Origin of the sequence: Priestia sp. YIM B13491 (assembly GCF_042787605.1) — a bacterium.
GTDB lineage: Bacteria > Bacillota > Bacilli > Bacillales > Bacillaceae_H > Priestia > Priestia megaterium_E.
Genome location: NZ_JBHZOR010000005.1, coordinates 1 through 24,387, shown reverse-complemented (window position 1 = coordinate 24,387; position 24,387 = coordinate 1). Strand labels below are relative to the sequence as shown.

The 24,387-nt window shown below is 38.0% G+C and carries 27 protein-coding genes and 1 riboswitch; of the genes, 13 read left to right on the top strand and 14 right to left on the bottom strand.

Annotated elements, in window-relative coordinates; genetic code table 11:
- Positions 1 to 79 precede the first annotated feature (79 nt).
- From ACFX4E_RS18605 to yugI, 3 genes are all read left to right on the top strand, one after another.
- Positions 80 to 580, top strand: a complete 501-nt coding sequence (locus ACFX4E_RS18605) for an Lrp/AsnC family transcriptional regulator (protein ID WP_013059601.1) — start codon at positions 80 to 82, stop codon at positions 578 to 580.
- The gene (locus ACFX4E_RS18600) at positions 580 to 1,740 is read left to right on the top strand and encodes an aminotransferase (protein WP_013059600.1); all 1,161 of its coding nucleotides are present in this window, start codon (positions 580 to 582) and stop codon (positions 1,738 to 1,740) included. Before ACFX4E_RS18605 ends, ACFX4E_RS18600 begins: the two co-directional genes overlap by 1 nt.
- Before the next feature lie 207 nt (positions 1,741 to 1,947).
- The gene (gene yugI / locus ACFX4E_RS18595; RefSeq protein WP_013059599.1) at positions 1,948 to 2,349 is read left to right on the top strand and encodes a S1 domain-containing post-transcriptional regulator GSP13; all 402 of its coding nucleotides are present in this window, start codon (positions 1,948 to 1,950) and stop codon (positions 2,347 to 2,349) included.
- Between the two features lie 35 nt (positions 2,350 to 2,384).
- Here the strand turns inward: yugI and ACFX4E_RS18590 are convergent, their stop codons facing one another.
- A complete protein-coding gene (locus ACFX4E_RS18590) occupies positions 2,385 to 2,615 on the bottom strand; it encodes a DUF378 domain-containing protein (protein WP_013059598.1) in 231 nt (76 codons plus the stop codon).
- A 220-nt stretch (positions 2,616 to 2,835) separates the two neighbouring features.
- On the opposite strand from ACFX4E_RS18590, the gene ACFX4E_RS18585 reads away from it, so the two are divergent.
- Positions 2,836 to 3,999, top strand: a complete 1,164-nt coding sequence (locus ACFX4E_RS18585; protein WP_013085305.1) for an iron-containing alcohol dehydrogenase — start codon at positions 2,836 to 2,838, stop codon at positions 3,997 to 3,999.
- A 44-nt stretch (positions 4,000 to 4,043) separates the two neighbouring features.
- Here the strand turns inward: ACFX4E_RS18585 and mnhG are convergent, their stop codons facing one another.
- From mnhG to ACFX4E_RS18550, 7 genes are read right to left on the bottom strand one after another with little or no spacing between them, the layout of a single operon-like run.
- A complete protein-coding gene (mnhG, locus tag ACFX4E_RS18580) occupies positions 4,044 to 4,406 on the bottom strand; it encodes a monovalent cation/H(+) antiporter subunit G (protein WP_013085304.1) in 363 nt (120 codons plus the stop codon).
- The gene (locus tag ACFX4E_RS18575) at positions 4,390 to 4,674 is read right to left on the bottom strand and encodes a Na(+)/H(+) antiporter subunit F1 (RefSeq protein ID WP_013059595.1); all 285 of its coding nucleotides are present in this window, start codon (positions 4,672 to 4,674) and stop codon (positions 4,390 to 4,392) included. The genes mnhG and ACFX4E_RS18575 overlap by 17 nt, the downstream gene beginning before the upstream one ends.
- Positions 4,675 to 5,151: a Na+/H+ antiporter subunit E gene (locus ACFX4E_RS18570; protein WP_013059594.1), complete on the bottom strand. Its 477-nt coding sequence runs from the start codon at positions 5,149 to 5,151 to the stop codon at positions 4,675 to 4,677.
- A gap of 6 nt (positions 5,152 to 5,157) precedes the next feature.
- Positions 5,158 to 6,642, bottom strand: coding sequence for a Na+/H+ antiporter subunit D (locus tag ACFX4E_RS18565; RefSeq protein ID WP_377238065.1), 1,485 nt, complete (start codon positions 6,640 to 6,642; stop codon positions 5,158 to 5,160).
- A complete protein-coding gene (locus ACFX4E_RS18560; RefSeq protein WP_013059592.1) occupies positions 6,632 to 6,973 on the bottom strand; it encodes a Na(+)/H(+) antiporter subunit C in 342 nt (113 codons plus the stop codon). The genes ACFX4E_RS18565 and ACFX4E_RS18560 overlap by 11 nt, the downstream gene beginning before the upstream one ends.
- Positions 6,973 to 7,395 carry a Na(+)/H(+) antiporter subunit B gene (locus ACFX4E_RS18555; protein WP_013085301.1) on the bottom strand — a complete coding sequence of 141 codons (423 nt, stop codon included), beginning with the start codon at positions 7,393 to 7,395 and terminating at the stop codon, positions 6,973 to 6,975. The genes ACFX4E_RS18560 and ACFX4E_RS18555 overlap by 1 nt, the downstream gene beginning before the upstream one ends.
- A complete protein-coding gene (locus ACFX4E_RS18550; RefSeq protein WP_098967070.1) occupies positions 7,392 to 9,797 on the bottom strand; it encodes a Na+/H+ antiporter subunit A in 2,406 nt (801 codons plus the stop codon). The genes ACFX4E_RS18555 and ACFX4E_RS18550 overlap by 4 nt, the downstream gene beginning before the upstream one ends.
- 708 nt (positions 9,798 to 10,505) lie before the next feature.
- Here ACFX4E_RS18550 and ACFX4E_RS18545 point away from each other — a divergent pair.
- Entirely contained in the window at positions 10,506 to 11,855 is a 1,350-nt protein-coding gene (locus ACFX4E_RS18545) for a glucose-6-phosphate isomerase (protein WP_098249463.1), read from the top strand.
- A gap of 354 nt (positions 11,856 to 12,209) precedes the next feature.
- Positions 12,210 to 12,614, top strand: a complete 405-nt coding sequence (locus ACFX4E_RS18540) for a YugN-like family protein (protein ID WP_016765797.1) — start codon at positions 12,210 to 12,212, stop codon at positions 12,612 to 12,614.
- A gap of 9 nt (positions 12,615 to 12,623) precedes the next feature.
- Here the strand turns inward: ACFX4E_RS18540 and ACFX4E_RS18535 are convergent, their stop codons facing one another.
- From ACFX4E_RS18535 to cdaS, 3 genes are all read right to left on the bottom strand, one after another.
- Positions 12,624 to 13,412, bottom strand: coding sequence for a potassium channel family protein (locus tag ACFX4E_RS18535; protein ID WP_028409582.1), 789 nt, complete (start codon positions 13,410 to 13,412; stop codon positions 12,624 to 12,626).
- A 67-nt stretch (positions 13,413 to 13,479) separates the two neighbouring features.
- Positions 13,480 to 13,863 carry a VOC family protein gene (locus ACFX4E_RS18530; RefSeq protein WP_013085297.1) on the bottom strand — a complete coding sequence of 128 codons (384 nt, stop codon included), beginning with the start codon at positions 13,861 to 13,863 and terminating at the stop codon, positions 13,480 to 13,482.
- Between the two features lie 97 nt (positions 13,864 to 13,960).
- Positions 13,961 to 14,587 (bottom strand): sporulation-specific diadenylate cyclase CdaS, encoded by a 627-nt coding sequence (gene cdaS / locus ACFX4E_RS18525; RefSeq protein ID WP_034276407.1) that lies wholly within the window; start codon positions 14,585 to 14,587, stop codon positions 13,961 to 13,963.
- 312 nt (positions 14,588 to 14,899) lie between these two features.
- Positions 14,900 to 15,002, top strand: a riboswitch (SAM riboswitch).
- Between the two features lie 254 nt (positions 15,003 to 15,256).
- Between cdaS and ACFX4E_RS18520 the strand changes: the two genes are divergently transcribed.
- From ACFX4E_RS18520 to ACFX4E_RS18490, 7 genes are all read left to right on the top strand, one after another.
- Positions 15,257 to 15,970 carry a phosphoadenylyl-sulfate reductase gene (locus ACFX4E_RS18520; protein ID WP_028409580.1) on the top strand — a complete coding sequence of 238 codons (714 nt, stop codon included), beginning with the start codon at positions 15,257 to 15,259 and terminating at the stop codon, positions 15,968 to 15,970.
- A 19-nt stretch (positions 15,971 to 15,989) separates the two neighbouring features.
- A complete protein-coding gene (locus ACFX4E_RS18515; RefSeq protein WP_028409579.1) occupies positions 15,990 to 17,069 on the top strand; it encodes a sulfate permease in 1,080 nt (359 codons plus the stop codon).
- Positions 17,070 to 17,121: 52 nt separating this feature from the next.
- Positions 17,122 to 18,273 carry a sulfate adenylyltransferase gene (gene sat, locus ACFX4E_RS18510; protein ID WP_025752727.1) on the top strand — a complete coding sequence of 384 codons (1,152 nt, stop codon included), beginning with the start codon at positions 17,122 to 17,124 and terminating at the stop codon, positions 18,271 to 18,273.
- 12 nt (positions 18,274 to 18,285) lie between these two features.
- Positions 18,286 to 18,885 (top strand): adenylyl-sulfate kinase, encoded by a 600-nt coding sequence (gene cysC, locus ACFX4E_RS18505; protein ID WP_014457932.1) that lies wholly within the window; start codon positions 18,286 to 18,288, stop codon positions 18,883 to 18,885.
- 91 nt (positions 18,886 to 18,976) lie between these two features.
- On the top strand, positions 18,977 to 19,756 hold the full coding sequence (gene cobA / locus ACFX4E_RS18500) for a uroporphyrinogen-III C-methyltransferase (RefSeq protein WP_028409578.1): 780 nt from the start codon (positions 18,977 to 18,979) through the stop codon (positions 19,754 to 19,756).
- 13 nt (positions 19,757 to 19,769) lie between these two features.
- A complete protein-coding gene (locus tag ACFX4E_RS18495; RefSeq protein WP_377259170.1) occupies positions 19,770 to 20,537 on the top strand; it encodes a sirohydrochlorin chelatase in 768 nt (255 codons plus the stop codon).
- Positions 20,518 to 21,126 (top strand): NAD(P)-binding protein, encoded by a 609-nt coding sequence (locus tag ACFX4E_RS18490; RefSeq protein WP_028409576.1) that lies wholly within the window; start codon positions 20,518 to 20,520, stop codon positions 21,124 to 21,126. Before ACFX4E_RS18495 ends, ACFX4E_RS18490 begins: the two co-directional genes overlap by 20 nt.
- A 26-nt stretch (positions 21,127 to 21,152) precedes the next feature.
- On the opposite strand, the gene ACFX4E_RS18485 is transcribed toward ACFX4E_RS18490, so the two are convergent.
- The 3 genes from ACFX4E_RS18485 to ACFX4E_RS18475 all read right to left on the bottom strand — a co-directional run bounded on the left by ACFX4E_RS18485 (position 21,153) and on the right by ACFX4E_RS18475 (position 23,976).
- A complete protein-coding gene (locus tag ACFX4E_RS18485; RefSeq protein WP_013059577.1) occupies positions 21,153 to 21,830 on the bottom strand; it encodes an MgtC/SapB family protein in 678 nt (225 codons plus the stop codon).
- A 119-nt stretch (positions 21,831 to 21,949) separates the two neighbouring features.
- The gene (locus ACFX4E_RS18480) at positions 21,950 to 23,536 is read right to left on the bottom strand and encodes an AMP-binding protein (protein ID WP_028409575.1); all 1,587 of its coding nucleotides are present in this window, start codon (positions 23,534 to 23,536) and stop codon (positions 21,950 to 21,952) included.
- 245 nt (positions 23,537 to 23,781) lie between these two features.
- The gene (locus ACFX4E_RS18475) at positions 23,782 to 23,976 is read right to left on the bottom strand and encodes a hypothetical protein (protein WP_028409574.1); all 195 of its coding nucleotides are present in this window, start codon (positions 23,974 to 23,976) and stop codon (positions 23,782 to 23,784) included.
- Between the last annotated feature and the right edge of the window lie 411 nt (positions 23,977 to 24,387).

Below are 24,387 nucleotides of genomic sequence, written 5' to 3'. Positions count from 1 at the left end.
GATTTCACATTAAAGATGTGTTTAAATTTGATATAATGGAAAAAGTGAAAAAATTTAATCGTTGTAGGAGGGGAACGCGGTGTTCTTAGAAGAAAAAGAGTTAGAAATTTTAGAAATTCTAGAAAAAAATAGCCGTATTTCGATAGATAGTATTTCAAAAATGGTGGATTTAACGTTTGAAGAAACCTCTAATATTGTTAAAAAGCTAGAGAGAGAAAAAGTAATTGTGCAATATTCAGCTGATATTAACTGGAGACGAGTAGATGGACATGAGGGCGTCACGGCTATGATAGATGTAAAAGTTGCACCAAAGCGAGGAGTAGGCTTTGACGAGATTGCGGAGCGCATCTATCGTTTTCAAGAAGTGAAATCCGTGTACCTAATGTCAGGAGCATATGATTTGTCTGTTATTATTGAAGAAAAATCAATGTCTGAAGTAGCGTTTTTTGTTTCTGAAAAGCTTTCTACGCTAGACTCTGTTTTATCTACAACGACTCACTTTATCATGAAAAAATATAAGCACGATGGTACCATCTATGATCAAGGCGATGAAGATCGCAGAATCGTGGTGTCTCCGTAATGAAAGAGCGCTTGTCAACAACTGTACAACAGCTGAAACCTTCAGGTATTCGCCGCTTTTTTGATTTAGCAGCAAGTATGGATAACGTCATCTCTCTTGGAGTAGGTGAACCTGATTTTGTCACATCTTGGGCTGTTCGAGAAGCGAGTATTTTATCGTTGGAAAGAGGATATACCTCTTATACAGCAAATGCGGGACTTTTAGAGCTCCGCTTTGAAATTATGAAGTATATGAAAAGAAATTTTAACGTCTCGTATGATTATAAAGATGATATTATTGTGACCGTTGGAGGAAGTCAGGCTCTAGATATTACAATGCGAGCTTTGATTAACCCTGAAGATGAAATTATTGTCGTGGAGCCAAATTTTGTGTCTTACAGTCCGTTAATTTCGCTAGCAGGAGGAGTTCCTGTGGCAATTGAAACAACGGCAGAAACAGAGTTTAAACTGCAGCCTAGACAGATTGAAGAAGTCATTACAAGCAACACGAAAGCCCTTCTTTTATGCTCTCCTAATAATCCAACAGGAAGCTCACTATCTAAAGAAGAGCTGCAGGCTATTGCGGATATTGTCATAAAGCATGACTTGCTTGTTATCACGGATGAAATCTATGCAGAATTAACATATGATGAAGAATTTACATCTATTGCTTCTTTAGAAGGGATGAAAGAACGAACTATTATTATTTCTGGCTTTTCTAAAGGGTTTGCCATGACTGGATGGCGTCTTGGATACATATGTGCACCAACTGAGATTGCTAAAGCAATGCTGAAAATTCATCAGTATACAATGATGTGTGCGCCTACCATGGCACAATATGGAGCAATTGAAGCGCTACAAAATGGGCAGCATGACGTAGAAGAGATGAGAAAAAGCTATCGCAGAAGACGGAACTATATGGTGAAGTCATTAAATCAAATTGGTCTGGAATGCCATTCTCCCGGAGGAGCGTTTTATGTGTTCCCGTCTATCAAAAAAACTGGATTGTCATCGGAAGAATTCGCTGAGCAGCTTTTGCTTGAAGAGCGAGTAGCCGTGGTGCCAGGCAATGTATTTGGAAAAGGCGGAGAGGGACATATTCGCTGTTCATACGCCTCTTCAATGGAATCATTAGAAGAATCCATAAAACGGATTAGCCGTTTTGTTGAAAATAAGTTATAATAAAAATAAGATATTATGTCATATCCTATAGACGGTTTGATATAATATCTTTTTTGCTATGATGAAATGTAGTGTTAGTTTATATTTGTGACGAAATTGGTAAATAATAAATATAGTATAACTACTTTTTGATTCAATCTATGAACTGTGCTATAATTTTAAATTGGCTATAATGGTGAAAATAATAAGGTATCTAGGAGTGTTTATATGTCAAAATTTGAAATCGGTACTGTTACAAAAGGTAAAGTAACAGGAATTCAACCATACGGTGCATTCGTTGCATTAAATGAAGAAACTCAAGGATTAGTTCATATCTCAGAAGTAAAACATGGCTTCGTTAAAGATATTAACGAACATTTATCAGTAGGAGACGAAGTAAACGTTAAAGTTTTATCTGTTGATGAGTCAACTGGTAAAATTGGTTTATCTATTCGTGCAACTGAGCCAGCTCCAGAAAAAACTGAAGCTTCTGCACCTAAAAAACCTGCTAAAAAGCGTCAAGGTCAAGCAACAGTTCATACTGAATCTACTCAAGGATTCAACACATTAAAAGAAAAATTAGAAGAGTGGATTGAGCAATCAAACCGCGAAGATCTAATTAAGAAATAAGAAAAAAAGAAGGATAGCTTAGCTATCCTTCTTTTTTAATGTTCCGTTCTAGGTTCTGTACGCTCTACTTCAGCAGAAGGTTTAAATAATAGACCTAGGTTAATCAGTCCTGCGATTCCAACCAATCCATAGATAATGCGGGAGAAAGCAGATGTTTGACCGCCGAAGATTGCTGCTACTAAATCAAATTGAAAAAAGCCAATAAGTCCCCAGTTAATTGCTCCAATAATCGTTAATACGAGCGCAATACGTTGAATACCACTCATGATGAACCCTCCTTGTTTTGTAGTTCACTTATTAGCCTGCTTTTTTTAGAGGGAAATATGCATATTTGCTTTTGGAAGATACAGACAAATAAACGTTCATTTGGATGGGGTGAGCATCTAGCCAACAGGGAATAATCTTTAGGAAGTCAATTTTCTTTACAATCAAAAAGTTGTTCTTCATAATGATGCATGTAATCAAGCTCGTAAGGAGGAGTTTATAGTGAACAATTTTACATTTTATAACCCTACAAAATTAATTTTTGGTAAAGGTCAATTAGAGCAATTAAAAACAGAAGCAAGTCGCTTTGGTAAAAAGATATTATTAGTATACGGCGGAGGAAGCGTAAAACGCAGCGGTTTATATGATCAAGTAATGGATGTACTGAATGACATGAATGCAGAAGTACATGAGTTAGCGGGAGTAGAACCGAATCCTCGTCTGACAACTGTTCGCAAAGGAATCGATATTTGTAAAGAAAACGGTATTGAATTTTTACTTGCAGTTGGTGGAGGAAGCGTAATCGATTGTACAAAAGCAATCGCAGCAGGCGCAAAATATGATGGAGACGTATGGGACATCATTAACCGCGACGTATTCGCAGCTGAAGCTCTTCCATTTGGAACAGTGCTGACATTAGCAGCAACAGGTTCAGAAATGAATGCTGGTTCTGTTATTACAAATTGGGAAACACAAGAAAAATACGGCTGGGGCAGTCCGGCAACATTCCCTCAATTCTCTATTTTAGATCCTGTTAATACATTTACTGTACCAAAAAATCAAACAGTTTATGGCATGGTCGACATGATGAGCCACGTATTTGAACAATATTTCCATGCTGCAACAAATACTCCGCTTCAAGATCGCATGTGTGAAGGAGTACTGCAAACGGTTATTGAAACGGGACCAAAATTATTAAACGACTTAGAGAACTACGAGTTACGTGAAACGATTTTATACAATGGGACAATCGCATTAAACGGTATGTTACAAATGGGACACCAAGGCGATTGGGCTACTCACAATATTGAGCATGCGGTCTCAGCTGTATATGACATTCCACATGCAGGTGGATTGGCAATTTTATTCCCGAACTGGATGAAACACGTAATGGATGAGAACGTAGATCGCTTCAAGCAAGTAGCTGTACGCGTATTTAACGTAGATACAGAAGGCAAGACGGATAAAGAAGTAGCACTTGAAGGTGTTGATAAGCTTCGTGAATTCTGGTCAAGCCTAGGTGCACCAACTCGCTTAGCTGATTATGATATTGGTGAAGACAAATTAGATCTTATGGCTGATCGTGCAATGGCTAAAGGTGAATTTGGTAAATTTAAAAAATTAAACAAAGAAGATGTACTAGCAATCCTACGCGCTTCTTTATAAGATTCTCGATAAAAAACGCCGTGCAAACCGCACGGCGTTTTTTTCTATTCATGATGGGTAAGCTTTTTCTGCTGTTTGGTTTTCAAATCATCCCGAACGGTTTTATCAGAAAGAGGAACTCCGCTGTAATAAGCCGCTCTCCCTAGTAAATGCCCAGCAATAGGAGAGGTGATAAACACAAAGACAATCGCTAAAATTAACCGTGCACTAATATGGCCGGTGTCGATCCAAAAGTAGAGTAAGCAGCCCACTAATATAAACAGAACGCCCAAGGTAGCACTTTTAGATGCAGCGTGACTTCTTGTGTACGTATCAGGCAAGCGAATGAGCCCAATCATGGTCACAACTGTCAGAAGAGACCCTATTAGTACCAAAGCTCCTACAATGATTTCACTGATCACGTTCATATTCAATCACTTCTCCTTTCTCTAAAAACTTAGAAAAAGCAACGGTACCTACAAAGGCTATGATGCCTAGCAGTAAAATGACTTCGAAAAAAGCCTGAGTTCGAAAAATAATCGAGATGATGGCCGTGATGGCAATGATGTTAATTCCAATAGCATCAAGGGCCATTGCTCGATCAGCAGTGGACGGACCTTTTACCACTCGATAAACAAACCCAATAGTTGAAGCAGAAATGAGAATGAGCGAAACGTTTAAAAAAATATCGAGCATTTAACGACTCACCTCCATAATGGCTTTTTCGAATGTTTGCTGAATATCTGTAATAATGTCATCAATATCGTCTGTATTGATTGCATGAATATAGATAGTAGAATTATCATCGGACACATCCATCACCAGTGTGCCTGGCGTTAGCGTAATTAAAAGAGAAAGAATGGTAATTTCCCATTCACTCTCCAGACGGGTTGGCATTGCAAAGATGGCTGGCTGAATATTTAATTTAGGGCGCAATACGTCCTTAGTCACTGCAATATTGGCTTTGAATAATTCTCGTATGAAAATAAACAGCAGTTTAATGATCGCATACACTTTATGCAAGTAAAAACGTCTGTGAAAAAAACGGCGGAAAACAAACAGCAGTACTGCTCCCCAGAAAAAACCTATAATAAAGGAAGGGAGTGTCCAAATTCCCCTCAAAAACATCCATGTGAATGCAATGATTACGTTTAATAATAGTTGAAATGACATGCAGATCTACTCCTTTAACACCGATTGGATATAAATTGAAGGATCCATAAGCGTTTGAGCGGCTGTTGACACATAAGGAATAACAGCTTCTGCACCTAGTCCCAAAAAGACAGAAACAGCAAGTAAGATAGCAGATGGGTATAGAATGCCTCTAAGGGATACTTTTTCATGCTCAGAAGAAAGCTTAGGTTCACCCCAGAAGCAGCTCATGAAAATCTTAATGGCAGAATATAAAACAAGCAGGCTTGAAACCAGTAAAACTCCTACAAACGTGTAGCTCTCTGATTCTAAGCCGCCCTGAACTAAAAGGAATTTTCCAATAAAGCCGCTTAGGGGAGGAATTCCTGCCAACGAAATAGTAGCGATAAAAAACATCCAGCCAAGCAGCGGATAGTCTTTAATTAACCCACCCATTTTCTTTAATTTTGTTGTTCCAGTTATTCGAATGATGCTTCCAGCAAGAAGGAATAGAGCTGCTTTAATAATCATGTCGTGAATTAAATAATAAATAGCTCCTTCAAAACCTGCGTTTGTTGTCAAGGTCACCCCGTAGACAATGACTCCGACAGCAATAATAATGTTATAAATTAAGATTTTATTTACATCCGAATAAGCAATGGCGCCTACTGCACCAACAACGATAGTCAAAAGCGCAACGTAGCCGATAATTTGATGAGTAAATTCAGGATGATGGTAAAACAGTAAAGTGAAAGTCCTGAAAATCGAATAAACGCCTACTTTTGTGAGCAAAGCACCAAACAACCCGATAATAACCGGCGGAGGCGCACTATATGAATCTGGAAGCCAGAAATACATTGGAAATAAAGCTGCTTTTAAGGCAAAGACGATAAATAAAAGCATGCCAATGGTTGTTAAAATTCCTGGCTGGTTCGCCTCAGCAATTCGCTGTGAAAGGTCCGCCATGTTGAGAGTTCCTGTTACGGCATATAAATAAGCAACGGCAATGACAAACAAAGCGGATGAAATGACATTGACTAAAATATACTTAAGTGACTCTCGAAGCTGTGCTTTTGTACCGCCAATTACAATAAGAGCGTACGAAGACATAAGCATGACTTCAAAAAAGACAAATAAGTTAAAGATATCACCTGTTAAAAAGGCACCGAATACGCCTACTAATAAAAATTGTACAAATGAATAAAAGTAAAAGCGTTCACGCTTTTCCCCAATCGTTTGAAAGGCAAAAAGAACGCAGCATAGTGTTACCACACTAGCAGTAAGTACGAGAAGGGAGGCGAACATGTCCGCTACTAGAATAATTCCAAAAGGAGGCTTCCAGTTCCCAAGCTCGTGAGTTAAAATACCTTTTGACTGAACCAGTTGTACTAAATAGGCAGCAAAAGCAGTGGTGGTGATTAATGATAAAACACTGATTATCCTTTGAAGTTTAATATTGTCTTTGAAAAAAATGAGCACAACACCTACAACAAACGGGATAAGCAGTGGGATGATTACAAAATTACTCGTCATGTTCATTTCCCCTTAACTTGTCCATATCGTCTGTTCCGAGTTCTTGATAAGCCCTGTACGCTAGTACAAGGAAAAAAGAAGTGACGCCAAAGCTTATGACAATGGCAGTTAAAATTAGGGCTTGAGGTAAAGGATCTGTATAAGAAGAAGCCTTTTCTCCCAGAAGGGGAACACTCCCCCCTTTTAATCCGCCCATCGTTAAAATTAACAGGTGAACACCGTGGCTTAATAAGCCTGTTCCAATAATAATTCGCAGTAAACTGCGTGATAACATGAGATATACAGCGGCAGTGAATAGAATCCCTGCCACTATGGACATTAATATTTCCACTATTCACTCTCTCCAATCGTTTGAATAATGGTCATCGTCACACCAACAACTACTAGATATACACCTAAATCAAATAGTACAACGGTAGCTAAAGATGTTTTCCCGAGAAGGGGAAGGTTAAAGTAGCTATATGTGTGAGTTAGAAATGGGACTTTGAAAATAAATGACCCAAGCCCAGTTAAAATAGCTAGCAGCAGTCCGGAAGCCGCGACCTTCTTATAATCAAATGGGATGACTTTCGATACGGTTTTTATATCGAAAGCCAGCAGTAGTAATACAAGGGCTGCTGAGGTAGTAAGTCCCCCAACAAACCCTCCCCCCGGTGTATAATGACCTGCAAAGAAAAGATGAATGGCAAAAATGATAATAATAAACGTGACTACTTTCGTTGTGGTTTGTAGTATCAAATCGTTTTTTTTCACTCTTCTTCCTCCTTTGTTAACCGAAGACGAATCATGCCATAGATAGCAAGAGCTGCTATACAAAGTACGGTAATTTCAAATAGTGTATCAAATCCGCGGAAGTCCACAAGGATTACGTTCACCATGTTTTCGCCGCCTGCTTTTTCATAGCTGTTTTCAATAAAGTAATGTGAAATCGATTCAAATAGTTTCGTACTGTTTGCTGATATGCCAAGCAGTGTAACCGTCGTTCCTACAAGAAGAGCAACCAGTAAGTTTGGCAGCTGAAACTTCACCCTTACTTTTCGCTTCCGAAACTCGGGCAAGTAGTAGAAACATAGTAAAAACAGGGATACCGATACAGTTTCAATAACTAATTGAGTCAAAGCTAAGTCAGGAGCTCGGAATAGTACGAAAAATAAAGAGAGCGTATACCCGACAACTCCGAGCGAAATAATAGCTGTGAGGCGTGATTTTGCCAATAAAGTTGTAATAGTAGCCGCAACCATTACGACTGCTAATATGGCTTCATAAACGCCTATAGAAGCAGTATCTTTTAAATCAATTGCAAAGGCATTCTGAGAAAAGAGCGTCACGAGAAGTAAAATGCCTATGAAAGTAAAAATGATTAAAAGATAGTCTCTAATAAATCCTGTCATTAATGTTTTCATGATACGTGTTGACCCTTTTTCCATCCCTTTAATTCCATAATTATAGCCGTTATTAAGCGTTAAAGAAGAAGGGAATCGTGTATAAATTTTTGACCACTTTTGAATCGTCATAAATAACAAAATACCAAATATGATGACCCCTAGCGTCATAAATAATTCTGGCGTAAAGCCATGCCAAAATTTAATATGCACTTGATATTCTTTACCTTCAGCTAGCAGGCTAGGTGCGATAGAGGCCATTGTTGGCTCAATAAGGGTTGATTCTAATAAATTAGGAGCAAAGCCGAAAATAACAACCAGTGATGCTAAAATAACAGGTGAAATAAGCATACCTACTGGTGCTTCATGCGGCTTCTTCTCTAGTTTTTCGGGCTGGTATTTGCCTGTAAAGGTTTTAAAGACAAGAATCATACTATAGACGAAAGTGAAAATACTTCCTAACCAAGCGATGATAGGCAACAAAATTCCCCACGTCTGCATGCTATACATATCCATTTTTGTCACGTTTACCATGCCTGTAAAAAACATCTCTTTACTTAAGAATCCATTAAAGGGAGGAAGACCCGCCATTGAAAATCCCCCGATGATAGCAATGGTAAATGTCACAGGCATGAAGCTCATTAACCCGCCTAACTTTCTAATGTCACGCGTGCCTGTTTCATGATCGACAATCCCTACTACCATAAACAAGCTGCCTTTGAAGGTAGCGTGGTTAATCAAATGGAAGACCGCCGCAGTAAGAGCTACTAAGTAGATATTATCGTCTAAAAAATCATAGTGAATAGCTGCGCTACCTACTCCTATAAGTGACATAATCATCCCGAGCTGACTAATGGTTGAAAAAGCTAAAATCCCTTTCAGGTCTTGTTGCTTTACTGCTGAAAATGAGCCCCAAAACAGTGTAATTAGTCCTATAATTGAAATAGCAAAAAACCAAGTGGCGCTTATAGCAAAAACAGGGCTAAGTCTTGCTAAAAGATAAATGCCCGCTTTTACCATTGTGGCTGAATGAAGGTATGCACTCACTGGGGTTGGAGCTTCCATTGCATCTGGCAGCCAAATATGAAAAGGAAACTGAGCAGATTTTGTAAAGGCCCCTAATAAAATGAGGACTAGAGCTGGAATGAATAGATGACTTGATGTGACTACATCTACGTTTGAGATAATTTCGCGTATGCTGAAAGTACCTGTCATGACGTATAAAAGCACAATTCCTGCTAATAGGGAAAGTCCTCCGAATACGGTAATGAGCATAGATTTTAAGGCTCCGTATTGAGATTTCTCTCGTTTATACCAATAACCAATCAATAAAAAAGATGAAAGGCTTGTTAATTCCCAAAAGCTGTAAAGGCTCATTAGGTTGTCTGATAATACAACTCCTAGCATCGACCCCATAAAAAGAAGCAAATAGACATAAAACGAATGCAGTGCTTCTTTTGTTTTAGAAAGATAATAAATGGAGTAAAGAATAACAAGTGTCCCAATTCCGGTGATTAATAGAGAAAACAGAAGACCAAGTCCATCCACATAGGCATCAAAGTTAATGCCCAGACTAGGTATCCATTTCATTGAATGTAGATATGTTTCCCCCTTAGAAACACCACTGATATATTGTGTGAAATAAATGAACAACACAAGTGGAAGAGGTAAAACAAACCATCCTGTATGAATACGCTGGAATTTCCTATACAGAAGGGGGACAAAAAAGGCTAATAAAAAAGGCGATAAAATCACCAAGTGCAACCACGACAAAAGACAAACCTCCTTGTGATATTCAATTCTGTAACCGATTATATAATAATTTAATTATGCATGCATCCATGCTATTTCTTAGTATCAGCGGATTTTTCAAACCTTATTAAATAAATAGAAACTCGTCACAAAATCCATAAAAAAAAACACAAAAAAATTTTTTGAACGTATAAAAATCACTCGAAATTGTCACTCTAAGAGTGAGGTGATGGAAATGTATAGGAAACAAATAGCCATCAGTTTTCTCATTTTTACCGCATTATGTATGAGCGGATTTGTGCTGAATAATCACTTGGAAATGAAAGAAGAAAACAGGATGCTACTCACTTCTAAAAACCAAGCTGAAAATTCCATATCAATAGACTCTTCCCTTTTAAAAGCCTCTTATAAACCGAGACAATATGTGAAAATAGGTGAAATGAACTATATTACACCACCCGATAAGCAAATAAAAAACGATTGAAGACCACTCTTTAGTCGTTTTTCATTTGCTTATTATTTGCGTAATCGTGCATGAATTACGTCCTGTAATCAAAGAACATTAGTTGACTTCACAACTGAATTTATCGTTAAATAAAAGGGTACATACAATGATTGCAGTTTCAACAAACTATAATGATTGTGTCAAATTGTAAGTGGATTCACTTGAATTCAGCTAACAGTTTCGATAAAGTGAAAAATAAAGATATTTTAATGGAGGAACAAACTATGACACATGTTCGTTTTGATTATTCAAACGCGTTATCATTTTTTGGTGAACATGAACTTACATACTTACGTGATGCCGTGAAAGTAGCTCACCATTCAATTCATGAGAAAACAGGTGCTGGAAATGACTTTTTAGGATGGGTCAACCTTCCTACGGAGTATGACAAAGAAGAATTTGCACGCATTCAAAAAAGTGCAGAAAAAATTAAATCTGATTCAGATGTATTAATTGTTATCGGTATTGGAGGATCTTACTTAGGTGCTCGTGCTGCTATTGAAATGCTTCAGCATTCATTCTATAACACATTATCAAAAGAACAGCGTAAAACTCCGCAAGTTATTTTTGCTGGTAACAACATCAGCTCAACATACATGAAAGACTTAATGGATGTTTTACAAGATAAAGATTTCTCTATTAATGTTATTTCAAAATCTGGTACAACAACAGAACCAGCGATTGCTTTCCGTATCTTCCGTAAATTATTAGAAGAGAAATATGGCAAAGAAGAAGCACGCAAGCGTATTTATGCAACAACAGATAAAGCGCGCGGCGCATTAAAAACATTAGCGGACGAAGAAGGCTATGAAACATTTGTTATTCCAGATGATGTAGGCGGCCGTTATTCAGTATTAACAGCGGTTGGCTTATTACCAATTGCCGCTGCGGGTCTTGATATCGAACAAATGATGAAAGGGGCAGCTGATGCTCAAGAAGCATTCTCATCATCAGAGCTAGAAGAGAACCCAGCTTATCAATATGCTGTAGCTCGTAATGTGCTTTATAATAAAGGAAAAACAATTGAAATGCTGATTAACTATGAGCCAGCTCTTCAATACTTTGCTGAGTGGTGGAAACAGTTATTTGGCGAAAGTGAAGGAAAAGACCAAAAAGGTATTTACCCTTCATCTGCTAACTTCTCAACGGATCTTCATTCTTTAGGTCAATATGTACAAGAAGGTCGTCGTGATATTTTTGAAACAATTGTACAAGTTCAAGATTCTCGTCATGAGCTAACAATTGAAGAAGATGCAGCGGACTTAGATGGATTAAATTACTTAGCTGGTGAAACAGTTGACTTTGTAAATAAAAAAGCGTTCCAAGGTACAATGCTTGCTCACACAGATGGAGGCGTTCCAAACTTAGTTGTGAACATTCCTGCGCTAGATGAGTATACGTTCGGATATGTTGTATATTTCTTCGAAAAAGCATGTGCAATCAGCGGCTATTTATTAGGCGTAAACCCATTCGATCAGCCGGGAGTAGAAGCATACAAAGTAAATATGTTTGCTCTTCTTGGAAAACCTGGTTTTGAAGAGAAAAAAGCTGAATTAGAAAAGCGTTTGAAATAAGTAAAAAGAGGGCGGTACAAAAGTATTTTAGTCCAAGTGAAAAACGAACCATTGATCAACATGTTTGATTAGTGGTTCGTTTTTTTTGTTATGGTGAATATAGTTTCATCTGTTTAGGTCCTTCTAACAGTTGATTGGAGCGCAAGTGACGAGGAGGCTCAGCGCCCGCCCGCGGAAAGCGAAGCCTTGTACGGACATCAACTGCGGTGTCACAAGCGATTTATACGAGCTGCTTTATCCAGTTTGTTCGTCTTTAGGTTGGATTCATTTAGTTATGTCTCAACCTCTTTTTTGCTTTTGAGATAAAGGATAAAACGCTGGAAAAAGGACATGTTAAAACAGAGGAGGGATAACATGATTGAATTATCTTCAAGATTAGAGGGAACATTATTTAAGCTTTACGAATTAGAAAAAACGCTTAAGCCGCTTGGGTATAACATTGGAGGGAATTGGGATTACGACCATGGTTCATTCGACTATAAGATGAATGATGAAGTCGGCTATCAGTTTTTACGTATCCCGTTTACAGCTACGAACGGAGAACTGGATTCTAAAGGAACAACAGTACAGATTGGGACGCCATTTTTACTTTCACATAAATATCAAATTGGTCTAGATGACGATGTTCACAATGGAAATGTGAGTGCTTCATTTAATCAGTTTGCAGAACCCCAAGACGCAGACGCTTCATTTCCAGAAAAGTATATCAGCTTAGGAGAAGAGCTAATTAGAGAGGCAGAAGATGCGCTGCTTCAGTAATTGAAGGAACTATTCTTTTTTTAAACTCTCTAATTTTTTCACAAAAATATGTTCGTACATGACTTGACTAATCAACTCATTTGTTTTAATCATTTCATTCACTCCCAAATTTTGTGCATTTTGAATATGCTTTTTTGTTAACAGTTCAACGATGCTGTAAATAGAAGGGTTCAATCCTTGCAGAGCGACTAACGTAACAATAGTATTCATGTCTGCATATTCTTCTGTCTTATGCTGATCGGCAGTAATCAGCACTTTTTTTGCGTACCGAGCGTTGGCAAGTTCTAATACTTCATAATGAGAAGGACTTCCTTTAATAAAATGAACGCGATCACAAATCATGGGATTTTTAGTCAGAGAGTCGTCGATAAGAACAATGTCTTCTTTATGAAATGCGTCGCGATAAGACTCTAACACGAGTTTGGCGCGCTCATTCCACCCAACAACGATGAAGTGATCTTTTCCATAAAATTTTAAATTTCCTTCCAAATAAGCGCTCTCAGCGGAAACAGCAATTTTAGAAAGCGTAACAAAATAAGTGGTAATAAATCCCGTTCCGATCAGGACTAAAATAATTGCAGCTAACCTTCCAATCGTAGTGGTCGGAGCAAAATCACCGTACCCTATAGTAGAGATTGTAATAATAACCCACCAAATTCCTTCAAATACATTCCCAAACGTTTGCGGCTCTAGGAAATGTATAAGCATGCCAAAAAGTAGAACAAGGCAGCCGATAATAAAAAGAAGCCGCACTAAAATAGAACGACGGAAAAGTCGAAATAATAGCCATTCCATCATAAAAAAACCTCCAGTGATTAGTCATAGCCACAGTATGACCATTTTTCACTGAAGGTATAAGATATCTTTATCTTTTTACTTCGTAATATTCAATCCATTCTTTGTCTGGACCGTAGAAAAATAAGTATCTTGCTCCATTTGGCAAAGTTACAATGTTTTCTTCCACAAATGAAACACCTGCTGATTTTAAACGCTCAAACTCCTCTTCAATTCCGTCTACCGCCAGCGCAAAATGATGAACTTTACCTTCGTTAGGTAAGCTTGAGTTATACCCTTGAATTAACTCTACGATTACATTGCCTTCTAAACCTAGAAAAGCTAGCTTCAAAGACGGATCGGTATGTGGTAGTGTTTCGATGAGCTCTAATCCCACTTTTTGCGTATAGAACTCAATAGATTCTTCTATATCCTTTACTTGAACGCCTACATGTTCAAATTTTAAAATTGTCATATGCATCACCCGTATCTATAGTATGTAAAAACTATGAAATATATTAAAGAGAAAGGATATAGAAGTCAAGATGGGGCTGCTTATCAGGGAAGGGCTCTTAAATCATATTTTTGCTGGAGTGAATAGGGTAGAGGCTTCCATCAAGAGCAAACGAAATTTTGCCTGTTTCTTCAGATACAACTAAAATTAATGCATCCGATTTTTCCGACATTCCAATGGCTGCACGGTGACGTGTTCCCAATTTTTTGGTCGTTGAAATAATAGACGAGAGAGGTAAAACATTAGCAGCTGAGATAAGCTGATTATTTCTAATTAGGACGGCTCCGTCATGTAAGGGTGTCCCTGGGTAGAACAGTGTCTCAACTAGCGTAGCGCTGACAGGAGCTTGAATAGGCATTCCCTTTTGAATAAGAGGGTCTACATTTTGTTCCCGTTCAATGACAATTAAAGCGCCGTGACGTTTCTCAGAAAGGTTATGAATAGCTAAGGACAGAGCAGCATATTCAAATGTATAAGGCGATAGATAATGACGCAAGTAATAAGAGGCGGCCGTAGCTTGAACATCTTGAAATAACCTTCTCATCTCCTCAAAATCACATAGGATACAATGATCACTCGTATCTAAATGTTTAATTAAATTAGAGGCTTCAGTTGAAATTTGCTGTAAATATGTTCGCACATTATTTTTAATTGTATCGTCTAATTGAAAGGAATGTCTCTCCATCTTATATAGCTCCTATCTGTCAGTCAGTGTTATCTGTAATGTGTGCTAATGTGGGTGAATTATCCGTAAAGCTTATAAATCCCTTATTAATTTTATAGAGAGGTGTTGTGTTTTATTTAGGAAGAGAATATAAAAAGTTGAGGAAAAAGAAAGCGTTTTACAAACTGATATGTTCACATTTGGTTTAAATTTACATATGTTGTTTTAAATAAAAGTATAGATATTTCTGTGAATTTAAAGTATAGTTTTCTTATCGGATATATGATTTTTAATGTTGACAAATATTCTAAATATGCTAAAATTTTTAAAAAATGCTTATCAAGAGTGGTGGAGGGATCTGGCCCGCTGAACCCCGGCAACCTGCTTAGCAAGGTGCTAATTCCAGCAAAGTGTGTATCATTTTGAAAGATAAGGTAAAAATTTATTGCCTACCCAGTCTTTCAATATGGAAGACTTTTTATTTTGATATAGCGCAAGCGATAATTTAAGGAGGGACATCAATGACTGTAACCCCCGACTTAAAACGAATCTTTGAGCACGTCGAAGAAAAGTAAGAATTAAATAGTTTCGCTGACTAGACACACTAGAGGCGGTTTTATCCAATTCTAGTGGGTAAAACCGTCTTTTTTTATTGGATAACGCGGATAACTAAGAATTGGAGTGAAGAAAATGGCAGACTTATATACGTACGAAAACTGGAGTGATACATTTCCAGAGTTCGACAGTGAAGATGAAACAAAAGGAGCCCTTTCAGCATTGCAGTGGGCGTATGATACCTACGGAGATTCAATTATTTACGCATCAAGCTTTGGTATTGAAGGGATCGTGTTAATTGATTTAATTTCAAAAGTGAAAAAAGATGCTGAAATTGTCTTTTTAGATACGGGCGTTCATTTTAAAGAAACATATGAAGTGATTGATGCAATTAAAGAACGCTTTCCTGATTTGCGTATTCATATAAAAAAACCAGATTTAACTCTTGCAGAACAAGCTGAGAAACATGGAGATGAGCTTTGGAAGAGTCAGCCTAACCTATGCTGTCAAATTCGAAAAATCATCCCGTTAAGGGAATCTCTTGCTCCTTATGATGCGTGGATTTCTGGTTTGAGACGCGAGCAGTCTGAATCTCGTGCCAACACGAATTATTTTAATAAAGATGAGAAATTCAAGAAAGTTAAAGTCTGCCCGTTGATTCATTGGTCTTGGAAAGAAGTTTGGCGCTATGTGTATAAGCATGATTTACCATATAACAAACTTCATGATCAAGGCTACCCAAGCATCGGCTGTGAGCCTTGTACCGCACCTGCCTACAATGTAGACGATTTACGTTCAGGAAGATGGGCAGGTACACAAAAAGTTGAATGCGGATTACACGAATCTTAAATACGAAAGAGCTGAATAAATGATGCTTTTATATGTTGCCTTTATCATTGCGCTTTTTTTTGCAATGAATATCGGGGCAAGCGGTGCAGCAGCAGCTATGGGCGTTTCATACGGCTCCGGTGCGATTAAAAAGCGAAGAGTAGCCTTGTTCATCTGTGCTGTAGGTATTGTGCTCGGAGCCATTATCGGAGGCGGCGAGGTGGTAAAAACCATCAGTTCAGGTATCATACCTGAAAAATTGCTGTCAGTAGAATTAGTTATTATCATTCTGGCTGCTGCAACGCTGTCACTCTTTTTCGCAAATTTAATTGGTATCCCTCTATCAACAAGTGAAGTAACGGTTGGTTCAGTTGTTGGAGTAGGAGTAGCTTATCAATCTCTGTATGTGGAAAAACTTTTAGTTGTCATGTCTTTTTGGATTATTGTTCCGCTGGTTTCATTTGTCATTGCTTTTCTGATTGGAAAAGTGATAAAACGCAGAGCGCATAAAAAAGAAGCAGAGGGAAAGTGGAAAAGAGTTTTAACGATTTTAGTTATAGCCACGGGATTTTTTGAAGCCTTCTCAGCTGGAATGAATAACGTGGCAAATGCTGTCGGTCCTCTAGTAGGAGCTGGATTAATGGATGCCACAACGGGTGTCATAGCAGGAGGACTGGCTGTGGCGCTCGGAGCTCTTTTACTAGGCGGCCGAGTTATTGAAACAAACGGGAAAAAAATTACTCGCTATTCTGTAGGAGAAGGGTGCATTATCTCGGGTACTGGTGCTTCTCTTGTTACAGCAGCTTCACTTTTTGGTTTGCCAGTACCGCTTACACAGGTCACTACGTCTTCTATTATTGGAATAGGAGCAGCGAAAACGGGATTCACGAAAGAACAGCGTGAAGTGGTCATTCAAATGTTAAAGGTTTGGGTGGTATCCCCCGTATTTTCACTCGTAATCTCATATGTTCTTGTGAAATTAGTACTTGAAAGCGACTTATATTCATTTGTGGTGCTAGCTAGCGGCTGCATTGCCACAGCAGGTGTTCTAAGCTTAGCTAGAGCGACTAGAAGAAAAAGAGCAAACTTGCAGTCGGAAAAAGAAAAAATGACTGCGTGATTCAAGTGCTTTTTATTATATTGTGTTAATTATTTAAGGAGGATTTTACAAAATGACAACAATTCAAGCACACGGTGGAGAATTAATTAATTTATATCAACCAACATATGACTACACTTCACTAACAAAAGAAATCGAAGTAGATAACATGGCTCTAAGTGATTTAGAACTAATTGGAATTGGTGCTTACAGCCCAATTACAGGATTTTTAGGAGAAAAAGATTATCAATCAGTTGTTGAAAATATGCGTTTAGCAGATGGAACAGTATGGAGTATTCCTATCACTCTTCCTGTAACAGAAGAGCAAGCTAAAGAATTAAACATTGGCGACAAAGTAAAGCTTGTTCAAAACGGCGTAACGTATGGTGTTTTAGAAGTCTCTGAAGTATATACGCCTAATAAAGAAAAAGAAGCGGAAAATGTGTACCGCACAGCAGAACTTGCTCATCCTGGCGTGAAAAAAATGATGGAACGCCCAAATGTATACGTAGCAGGTCCAATCGTACTTGTAGAACGTACACCTAAAACGCGTTTTGAAAAGTATTACCTAGATCCAACTGAAACAAGAGCAGCATTTGAAGAACGCGGTTGGAAAACGGTTGTTGGATTCCAAACTCGTAACCCTGTTCACCGTGCGCACGAATATATTCAAAAAACGGCATTAGAAATTGTAGACGGCCTGTTCTTAAATCCTCTTGTAGGAGAAACAAAGTCAGATGATATCCCAGCAGATATCCGTATGGAAAGTTATGAAGTACTTTTAGAGAACTATTATCCTAGCGATCGTGTAGCTTTAGCAGTTTTCCCTGCTGCGATGCGTTATGCTGGACCTAGAGAAGCGATTTTTCATGCAATGGTTCGAAAAAACTTTGGATGCACGCATTTCATTGTAGGCCGTGATCACGCTGGTGTTGGTGACTACTACGGAACATATGATGCACAGAAAATCTTCAGTAACTTTACAGCAGATGAATTAGGAATTACACCTTTATTCTTTGAACACAGCTTCTACTGCAAGAAGTGTGAATCGATGGCATCAACGAAAACATGCCCTCACAGCAAGGAAGATCATATGATTCTATCTGGAACAAAGGTACGTGAAATGCTTCGTAACGGAGAAGTGCCACCAAGCACATTCAGCCGTAAAGAAGTAATTGAAGTGTTAATTAAAGGATTAGCAAAACAAAAAGTATCTTCAAAATAAGGAGCGGTTGAAGTGAGCAAATCAACAAACATTACGTGGCATGATGCTGGAATTACAAAAGAGGAAAGACGCGAGCAAAATAATCATCACAGTTTTGTATTATGGTTTACAGGTCTTTCGGGTTCAGGTAAATCTACCGTAGCAAACGCAGTGGCAAAGGCGCTTTTTGATAAAAATATTCGCAACTATGTATTAGATGGTGACAATGTTCGTTTCGGCTTAAATAAGAATCTAGGGTTTTCTGCTGAAGATCGTACAGAAAATATTCGCCGTATCGGTGAGGTTTCTAAGCTATTTGTAGACAGCGGTCAAGTGGTACTAACAGCATTTATCTCTCCATTCCAAGAGGACCGCGCTCAAGTGCGTGAGATCTTAGAGGGAAATGAATTTTTGGAAGTATACGTGGAGTGTCCGTTAGAAGAGTGTGAAAAAAGAGATCCAAAAGGGCTTTACAAAAAAGCAAGAAGCGGAGAAATCCGTGATTTTACAGGAATTGATTCTCCGTATGAGTCGCCGGCTAACCCTGAATTAACAATTAATACAAGCACACAGTCTGTAGAAGAATGTGTACAAACTGTTATTGAATATTTAGCTAACCGAAAATTTATCTAAATGACAGCGGACTTTGTCCGCTGTTCTAATTCAAATTAAAATGTGGGAGCGCTGCGGAGACGTGGAAATGATGGAAGGGTGAAAGGCATTCATGGGGAAAGTATATCTAGTCGGTGCAGGACCGGGGGATCCAGATTTAATTACATTAAAAGGGCTGAAAGCAATTCAGCAAGCAGATGTTATCTTATATGATCGTTTAGTGAATAAGGACCTGCTGGAGTATGCTAAAAGTGATGCAGATATCATTTACTGCGGAAAGCTTCCGAACTATCATACCCTCAAGCAAGAAACAATTAACAACTTTTTAGTGAAATTCGCTAAAAAAGGAAAAATTGTAACGCGCTTAAAAGGCGGAGATCCATTTGTTTTCGGACGCGGAGGGGAAGAAGCAGAAGCTCTCGTGCAGCAGAGCATTTCATTTGAAATTGTTCCAGGAATTACATCAGGCATCGCAGCTGCTGCTTATGCAGGAATCCCTGTCACTCACCGGGAATACAGCGCAAGCTTTGCTTTTGTAGCAGGCCATCGTAAAGATAGCGAGCATGATGCAATCAAATGGGATAGCCTAGCCAAAGGTGTAGATACTCTTGCAATTTACATGGGGGTGCGGAACTTACCGTACATTTGCCAACAGTTAATGAAACACGGAAAAACTTCAGCTACGCCAATTGCATTGATTCACTGGGGAACATGTGCCGACCAGCGCACTGTAACTGGAACTCTTGGTACAATTGTTGATATTGTTAAAGAAGAACAAATTGAAAATCCAAGTATGATTATCGTTGGTGAAGTTGTGAATTTTCATGACCGATTAAATTGGTTTGAGAAGACTGGACAGCATTACTATTCGTTTGCACAAGAAGCTTACTAAAGAGGTTGATTATATGGATGCAGTTTTATATGTTTGCCATGGCAGCCGCGTAAAAGAAGGCGCTGATCAGGCAGTTGCTTTTATTGAAAGATGTAAAGAAAATCTAGATGTACCGATTCAAGAAGTTTGTTTCCTAGAACTAGCTTCCCCCACTATTGAACAAGGATTTGAAGCGTGTATTGAACAAGGTGCTACCCGTATTGCAATTGTGCCCCTTCTGTTATTAAAAGCTGCGCATGCAAAGCAAGATATACCTGAAGAAATACACAAAGTATATGAACGTTATCCCCAGGTAGAAGTGCTGTACGGAGAACCGTTCGGCGTGGACGAACGAATTGTTGATATCTTGGTAGAGAGAATCAATGAAACCAATGTGGATAAGCATGAAGATTCGATGGTATTGTTGGTCGGCAGAGGAAGCAGTGATCCTGCTGTAAAAAAAGATTTTAACGAAATAGCTCAACTGCTAAAAGGCAAAGGTGCTTTTAAAGAAGTGAGCACGTGCTATTTAGCTGCAGCTTCTCCTAATTTAAAAGAAGGCCTGCACCTTGCTAAACGAACTTCGTATAAGCAAGTATTCGTTCTTCCGTACCTTTTGTTTACCGGTATTTTAATGAACGAAATTAAGGGAGAATTGGAGCAGCTATCAACAGATGCCCAGCAGTTTATTTTAGCCAACTATCTAGGTTATCACGATGGACTTGCACACATTTTAAATCACCAAGTAAAAACGTTATTATCGAGCAAAGGAAATCAATACGATGTATACCGTTATGCTTGATTTAAAGGGTCGTTCGGTCTTAGTAGTTGGGGGCGGAACAATCGCAACTCGTAGAATTAAAGGTTTTTTACAAGAAGGAGCAGCCATTACAGTGGTTGCTCCAACTGTTTCAGCTGAAATAAATGAATGGGAAGCTAAAGATCAGCTGCGTGTAAAAAGAAAAAAAGTAGGAGAAGAAGACTTACTTAATGTCTTTTTAATTGTTGTGGCTACAAATGATCAAGCTGTGAATAAGTTCGTTAAGCAGCATATTAAAAATGATCAGTTGGTTAATATGGCCAGCAGTTTTTCTGATGGAAATATTCAAATTCCTGCACAGTTTTCTAGAGGGAGATTATCGCTAGCAATATCCACAGATGGTGCTAGTCCTTTGTTGACAAAACGAATCAAAGAAGACTTATCCTCAAGTTATGATGAGAGTTACACACAGTATACACAGTTTTTGTATGAATGCAGAGTTCTTATCCACAGATTAAATGTGTCAAAGAGCCGTAAACATGAGTTATTAACAGAAATTATCGATGATCAATACCGGCTGTCTCTAGTAAAACAGCGGGAATTTTTACAACAGATTAAAAAATACAAATAAAAAACGGCCAGTTGGCCGTTTTTTATTTATACATTTTCAACTTCAATGCTTCGAATACCGCTGATTTTTTGAATTTCGTAATACACTTCTGTAGTAGGGCGCTGGTTATTAACTGACACTTTCATTCTTATATACAATTCATTGGTGTCTAAATCTTTGATTCGAATATTTTTAATTGTAATATTCTTTTCTCTAATGCTATTAGTTGTATCAAAGATATTGTGCTTATCCGCCAGCTTGAGTTGAAGAATAAGCTCTTTCTCACGCAGTTGCCTAGGCCCCAAAATAGTAATAAGGAAGGGAAGAAGTTCAACGCTGATAATGAGCAGTACAACTCCGGTAATAGCTTCAGGATAAAACCCTGCACCTACAGCAATGCCTATACCTGCTGCTCCCCAGATAATAGCCGCTGTTGTAAGCCCTGAGATGCTGTCATTTTCTTTTCGTAAAATGACGCCCGCCCCTAAAAAACCAATTCCAGAAACAATTTGAGCTGCCAGACGAAGCGGGTCCATTGTGATATGATCACCTTTATTAAAAATTTGAGAAGACTCAATCGAAACAATCGTGAGTAAACAGCTAATAATGGAAATTACGAGAGATGTTTTTAAACCAACAGGCTTTCGTTTTAGTTCCCTTTCAATTCCAATAATAAGACCAAGTACAGCGGAAATACCTAATTTGAGCAACATTTCATTTTCCATTATTTTCACCTATTTCAATAAACATTGTTGTTTATATCTGTATGAAAGAAGAAAAACAGATATGTATCAGTATAGTAAACTTTTCTTCATAATGACAGGTAAAATTCGAAAAAATCTGATTATTTATAAAGCGCTACGATCTTTTCTTTTAATTTATATTTTTGAATCTTGCCGGATGCCGTCATGGGAAAGTCGTCTATAAAATAAATATGTTCCGGAATTTTGAAATGAGCAAGCTTACCTTTGCAAAAGTCTTGGATTTCTTGAGCGGTAAGCAAAGAATGTTGCTTGAGTTTAATGCATGCAGCAACTCGTTCTCCATACTTTGGATCAGGAATACCGACAATTTGAACATCTTCTACCTCGGGTATTTTATATAAAAACTCTTCAATTTCTCTTGGATAAATATTTTCTCCGCCTCTAATAATCATATCTTTTAGACGTCCTGTAATTTTTACATAGCCATCCTTATCGATGGTAGCTAAATCTCCTGTATGTAGCCAACCTTCTACAATTGTTTTTTCTGTTTCTTCCGGCATTTTGTAATATCCTTTCATTGTTAAATATCCTTTTGCACAAAGTTCTCCTTGTTCTCCGAAAGAAGCTGGTTTACCTGTAACTGGATTAATAATTTGAATCTGTACATGATTATGAACTTTGCCAACCGTTTGTACTCGCCGCTCGATAGAATCAGTTGGGGTTGTTTGGGTGATTACAGGAGACGTTTCGGTTTGACCATAGGCGATGGTAATTTCATTGATGCCCATGTCATGTATGACTCGCTTCATTACTTCTGCTGGACAATTAGAACCAGCCATGATTCCTGTGCGAAGAGTAGATAAATCATATTGATCAAACTCAAGTGCATTTAATTCCGCAATAAACATAGTGGGTACACCGTGAAGAGCTGTACATTTTTCTTTCTCTACGGTGCGTAAAACAGAGGCAGGTTGAAATTCAATAATCGGTAGCATAGTAGCACCTACAGATACGCATGCTAGAACACCCAGCACACATCCAAAGCAATGAAAGAAAGGAACTGGGATGCATAAGCGGTCTTCGTTGGTCAGTTTCATAGACTGAGCAACTAAAAAGCCGTTGTTTACTATATTATGGTGACTTAGCATAACTCCTTTTGGAAAACCTGTTGTTCCGGAAGTATATTGCATATTGATAACATCATGGATATGTAGGGATTGTTCATGCTTATCGAGAACCTCATCCGATACCATTAAGCTACTCATTAAAAACTCGTTCCAAGACGTATGTTCGCTTGATCCACTTAAGTTTATAAGATGTTTTAGTTTGGGAAGATTATGTTCAATACCGGTGATAATAGATGTATAAGAAGTGCTTTTAAATTCATCAATGAAAAATAGCGCTGTTGTATCAGAATGCCTCAATACATACTCTAATTCAGAGGATTGATAACTTGTATTAAGGGTAACCAAAACAGCGCCTATTCTAGCTGCTGCGAATTGAAGAAGTAACCATTCCGGCACATTGGTAGCCCAGATAGCGATATGGTCGCCTTTTTTGAGACCGGTGGCTAGAAGGGCCTTTGCAACTCGAGAGGTTTCTTGATAAAATTCCGCGTACGTATAGCGAATATTTTGTTCAGAGTAAATAACCGCTTCTTGATGCCCAAACTTTTTTGTACTTTCTTTTAAAAGTTCTCCAACCGTTAATTCAAGCAATGGTTTCATTTGGTTTCCTCCTTGAATAATGTTAAAGTGTATATGAAAGCGTTTTCTAAAAGTAGTTTATCAAATTTAAAGAAAGTGTTCCAAAAAATCATTCGACAAATTCCTTCATTGTCCACTGTACGTATGAAGAAGGGGAGTAACTGAATTTATCGTATTGATTTCAATAAGTGAGTATACCGAATGCGAATATTGTAATAAAATAAAGAAATGTCTCCTTTTTATTAAGAAGACAACGTAACATCATATTAATAAAGAATGGTATAAAAATATGAAGTAAACAAACAAAAAATCATGCTGAATGTTGAAAGTGAAATAAATGAAAGGCCGTTGACTTTTCCTTCTTTATTAGAGATTTGAATTGATTCCCAATAAGCAAGTGAAATTAAGAGAATAGACATACAAAAGGACAAATAGAGTGCAGCTGCAATTAAGGTATCCAAGTGAACGCCTCCTTGGCGGATAATGATTTAATAGACATTATGCTAGTGTGGCTCTAGATATGCTAGTATCTATTAATTGGCTAGCGTTTCACTTACAAGAAAATAGTTTTTAAAAATATATCGAAAAACTATTGCGCAATAAAAGAAGGCGTGGTATATTATTAAATGTCGCTAAGATGAACTGCTAAAGCAAACATCGAAGTGATAAACAAATAAAAAAACTTGTTGACAACTAGCTTGCAACTTGTTATGATGGTAAAGTCGCTTAAGAGCGGCGGTTGAACTTTGAAAACTGAACAAAGCGACAAACGTCAACGTTAATTTTTATTTTTTAAATTGAGCAAGTCAAACATTTCTTCGGAGAGTTTGATCCTGGCTCAGGATGAACGCTGGCGGCGTGCCTAATACATG

Bases quoted from the DNA above. Each gene is read 5' to 3' on its own strand.
- ACFX4E_RS18600 (WP_013059600.1), top strand. From the start codon at position 580: ATGAAAGAGCGCTTGTCAACAACTGTACAACAGCTGAAACCTTCAGGT.
- yugI (WP_013059599.1), top strand. From the start codon at position 1,948: ATGTCAAAATTTGAAATCGGTACTGTTACAAAAGGTAAAGTAACAGGA.
- ACFX4E_RS18590 (WP_013059598.1), bottom strand. From the start codon at position 2,615: ATGAGTGGTATTCAACGTATTGCGCTCGTATTAACGATTATTGGAGCA.
- mnhG (WP_013085304.1), bottom strand. From the start codon at position 4,406: ATGAACGTGATCAGTGAAATCATTGTAGGAGCTTTGGTACTAATAGGG.
- ACFX4E_RS18575 (WP_013059595.1), bottom strand. From the start codon at position 4,674: ATGCTCGATATTTTTTTAAACGTTTCGCTCATTCTCATTTCTGCTTCA.
- ACFX4E_RS18570 (WP_013059594.1), bottom strand. From the start codon at position 5,151: ATGTCATTTCAACTATTATTAAACGTAATCATTGCATTCACATGGATG.
- ACFX4E_RS18565 (WP_377238065.1), bottom strand. From the start codon at position 6,642: ATGACGAGTAATTTTGTAATCATCCCACTGCTTATCCCGTTTGTTGTA.
- ACFX4E_RS18545 (WP_098249463.1), top strand. From the start codon at position 10,506: ATGACACATGTTCGTTTTGATTATTCAAACGCGTTATCATTTTTTGGT.
- ACFX4E_RS18540 (WP_016765797.1), top strand. From the start codon at position 12,210: ATGATTGAATTATCTTCAAGATTAGAGGGAACATTATTTAAGCTTTAC.
- ACFX4E_RS18535 (WP_028409582.1), bottom strand. From the start codon at position 13,412: ATGATGGAATGGCTATTATTTCGACTTTTCCGTCGTTCTATTTTAGTG.
- ACFX4E_RS18530 (WP_013085297.1), bottom strand. From the start codon at position 13,863: ATGACAATTTTAAAATTTGAACATGTAGGCGTTCAAGTAAAGGATATA.
- cdaS (WP_034276407.1), bottom strand. From the start codon at position 14,587: ATGGAGAGACATTCCTTTCAATTAGACGATACAATTAAAAATAATGTG.
- ACFX4E_RS18520 (WP_028409580.1), top strand. From the start codon at position 15,257: ATGGCAGACTTATATACGTACGAAAACTGGAGTGATACATTTCCAGAG.
- ACFX4E_RS18515 (WP_028409579.1), top strand. From the start codon at position 15,990: ATGATGCTTTTATATGTTGCCTTTATCATTGCGCTTTTTTTTGCAATG.
- sat (WP_025752727.1), top strand. From the start codon at position 17,122: ATGACAACAATTCAAGCACACGGTGGAGAATTAATTAATTTATATCAA.
- cobA (WP_028409578.1), top strand. From the start codon at position 18,977: ATGGGGAAAGTATATCTAGTCGGTGCAGGACCGGGGGATCCAGATTTA.
- ACFX4E_RS18495 (WP_377259170.1), top strand. From the start codon at position 19,770: ATGGATGCAGTTTTATATGTTTGCCATGGCAGCCGCGTAAAAGAAGGC.
- ACFX4E_RS18490 (WP_028409576.1), top strand. From the start codon at position 20,518: ATGTATACCGTTATGCTTGATTTAAAGGGTCGTTCGGTCTTAGTAGTT.
- ACFX4E_RS18485 (WP_013059577.1), bottom strand. From the start codon at position 21,830: ATGGAAAATGAAATGTTGCTCAAATTAGGTATTTCCGCTGTACTTGGT.
- ACFX4E_RS18480 (WP_028409575.1), bottom strand. From the start codon at position 23,536: ATGAAACCATTGCTTGAATTAACGGTTGGAGAACTTTTAAAAGAAAGT.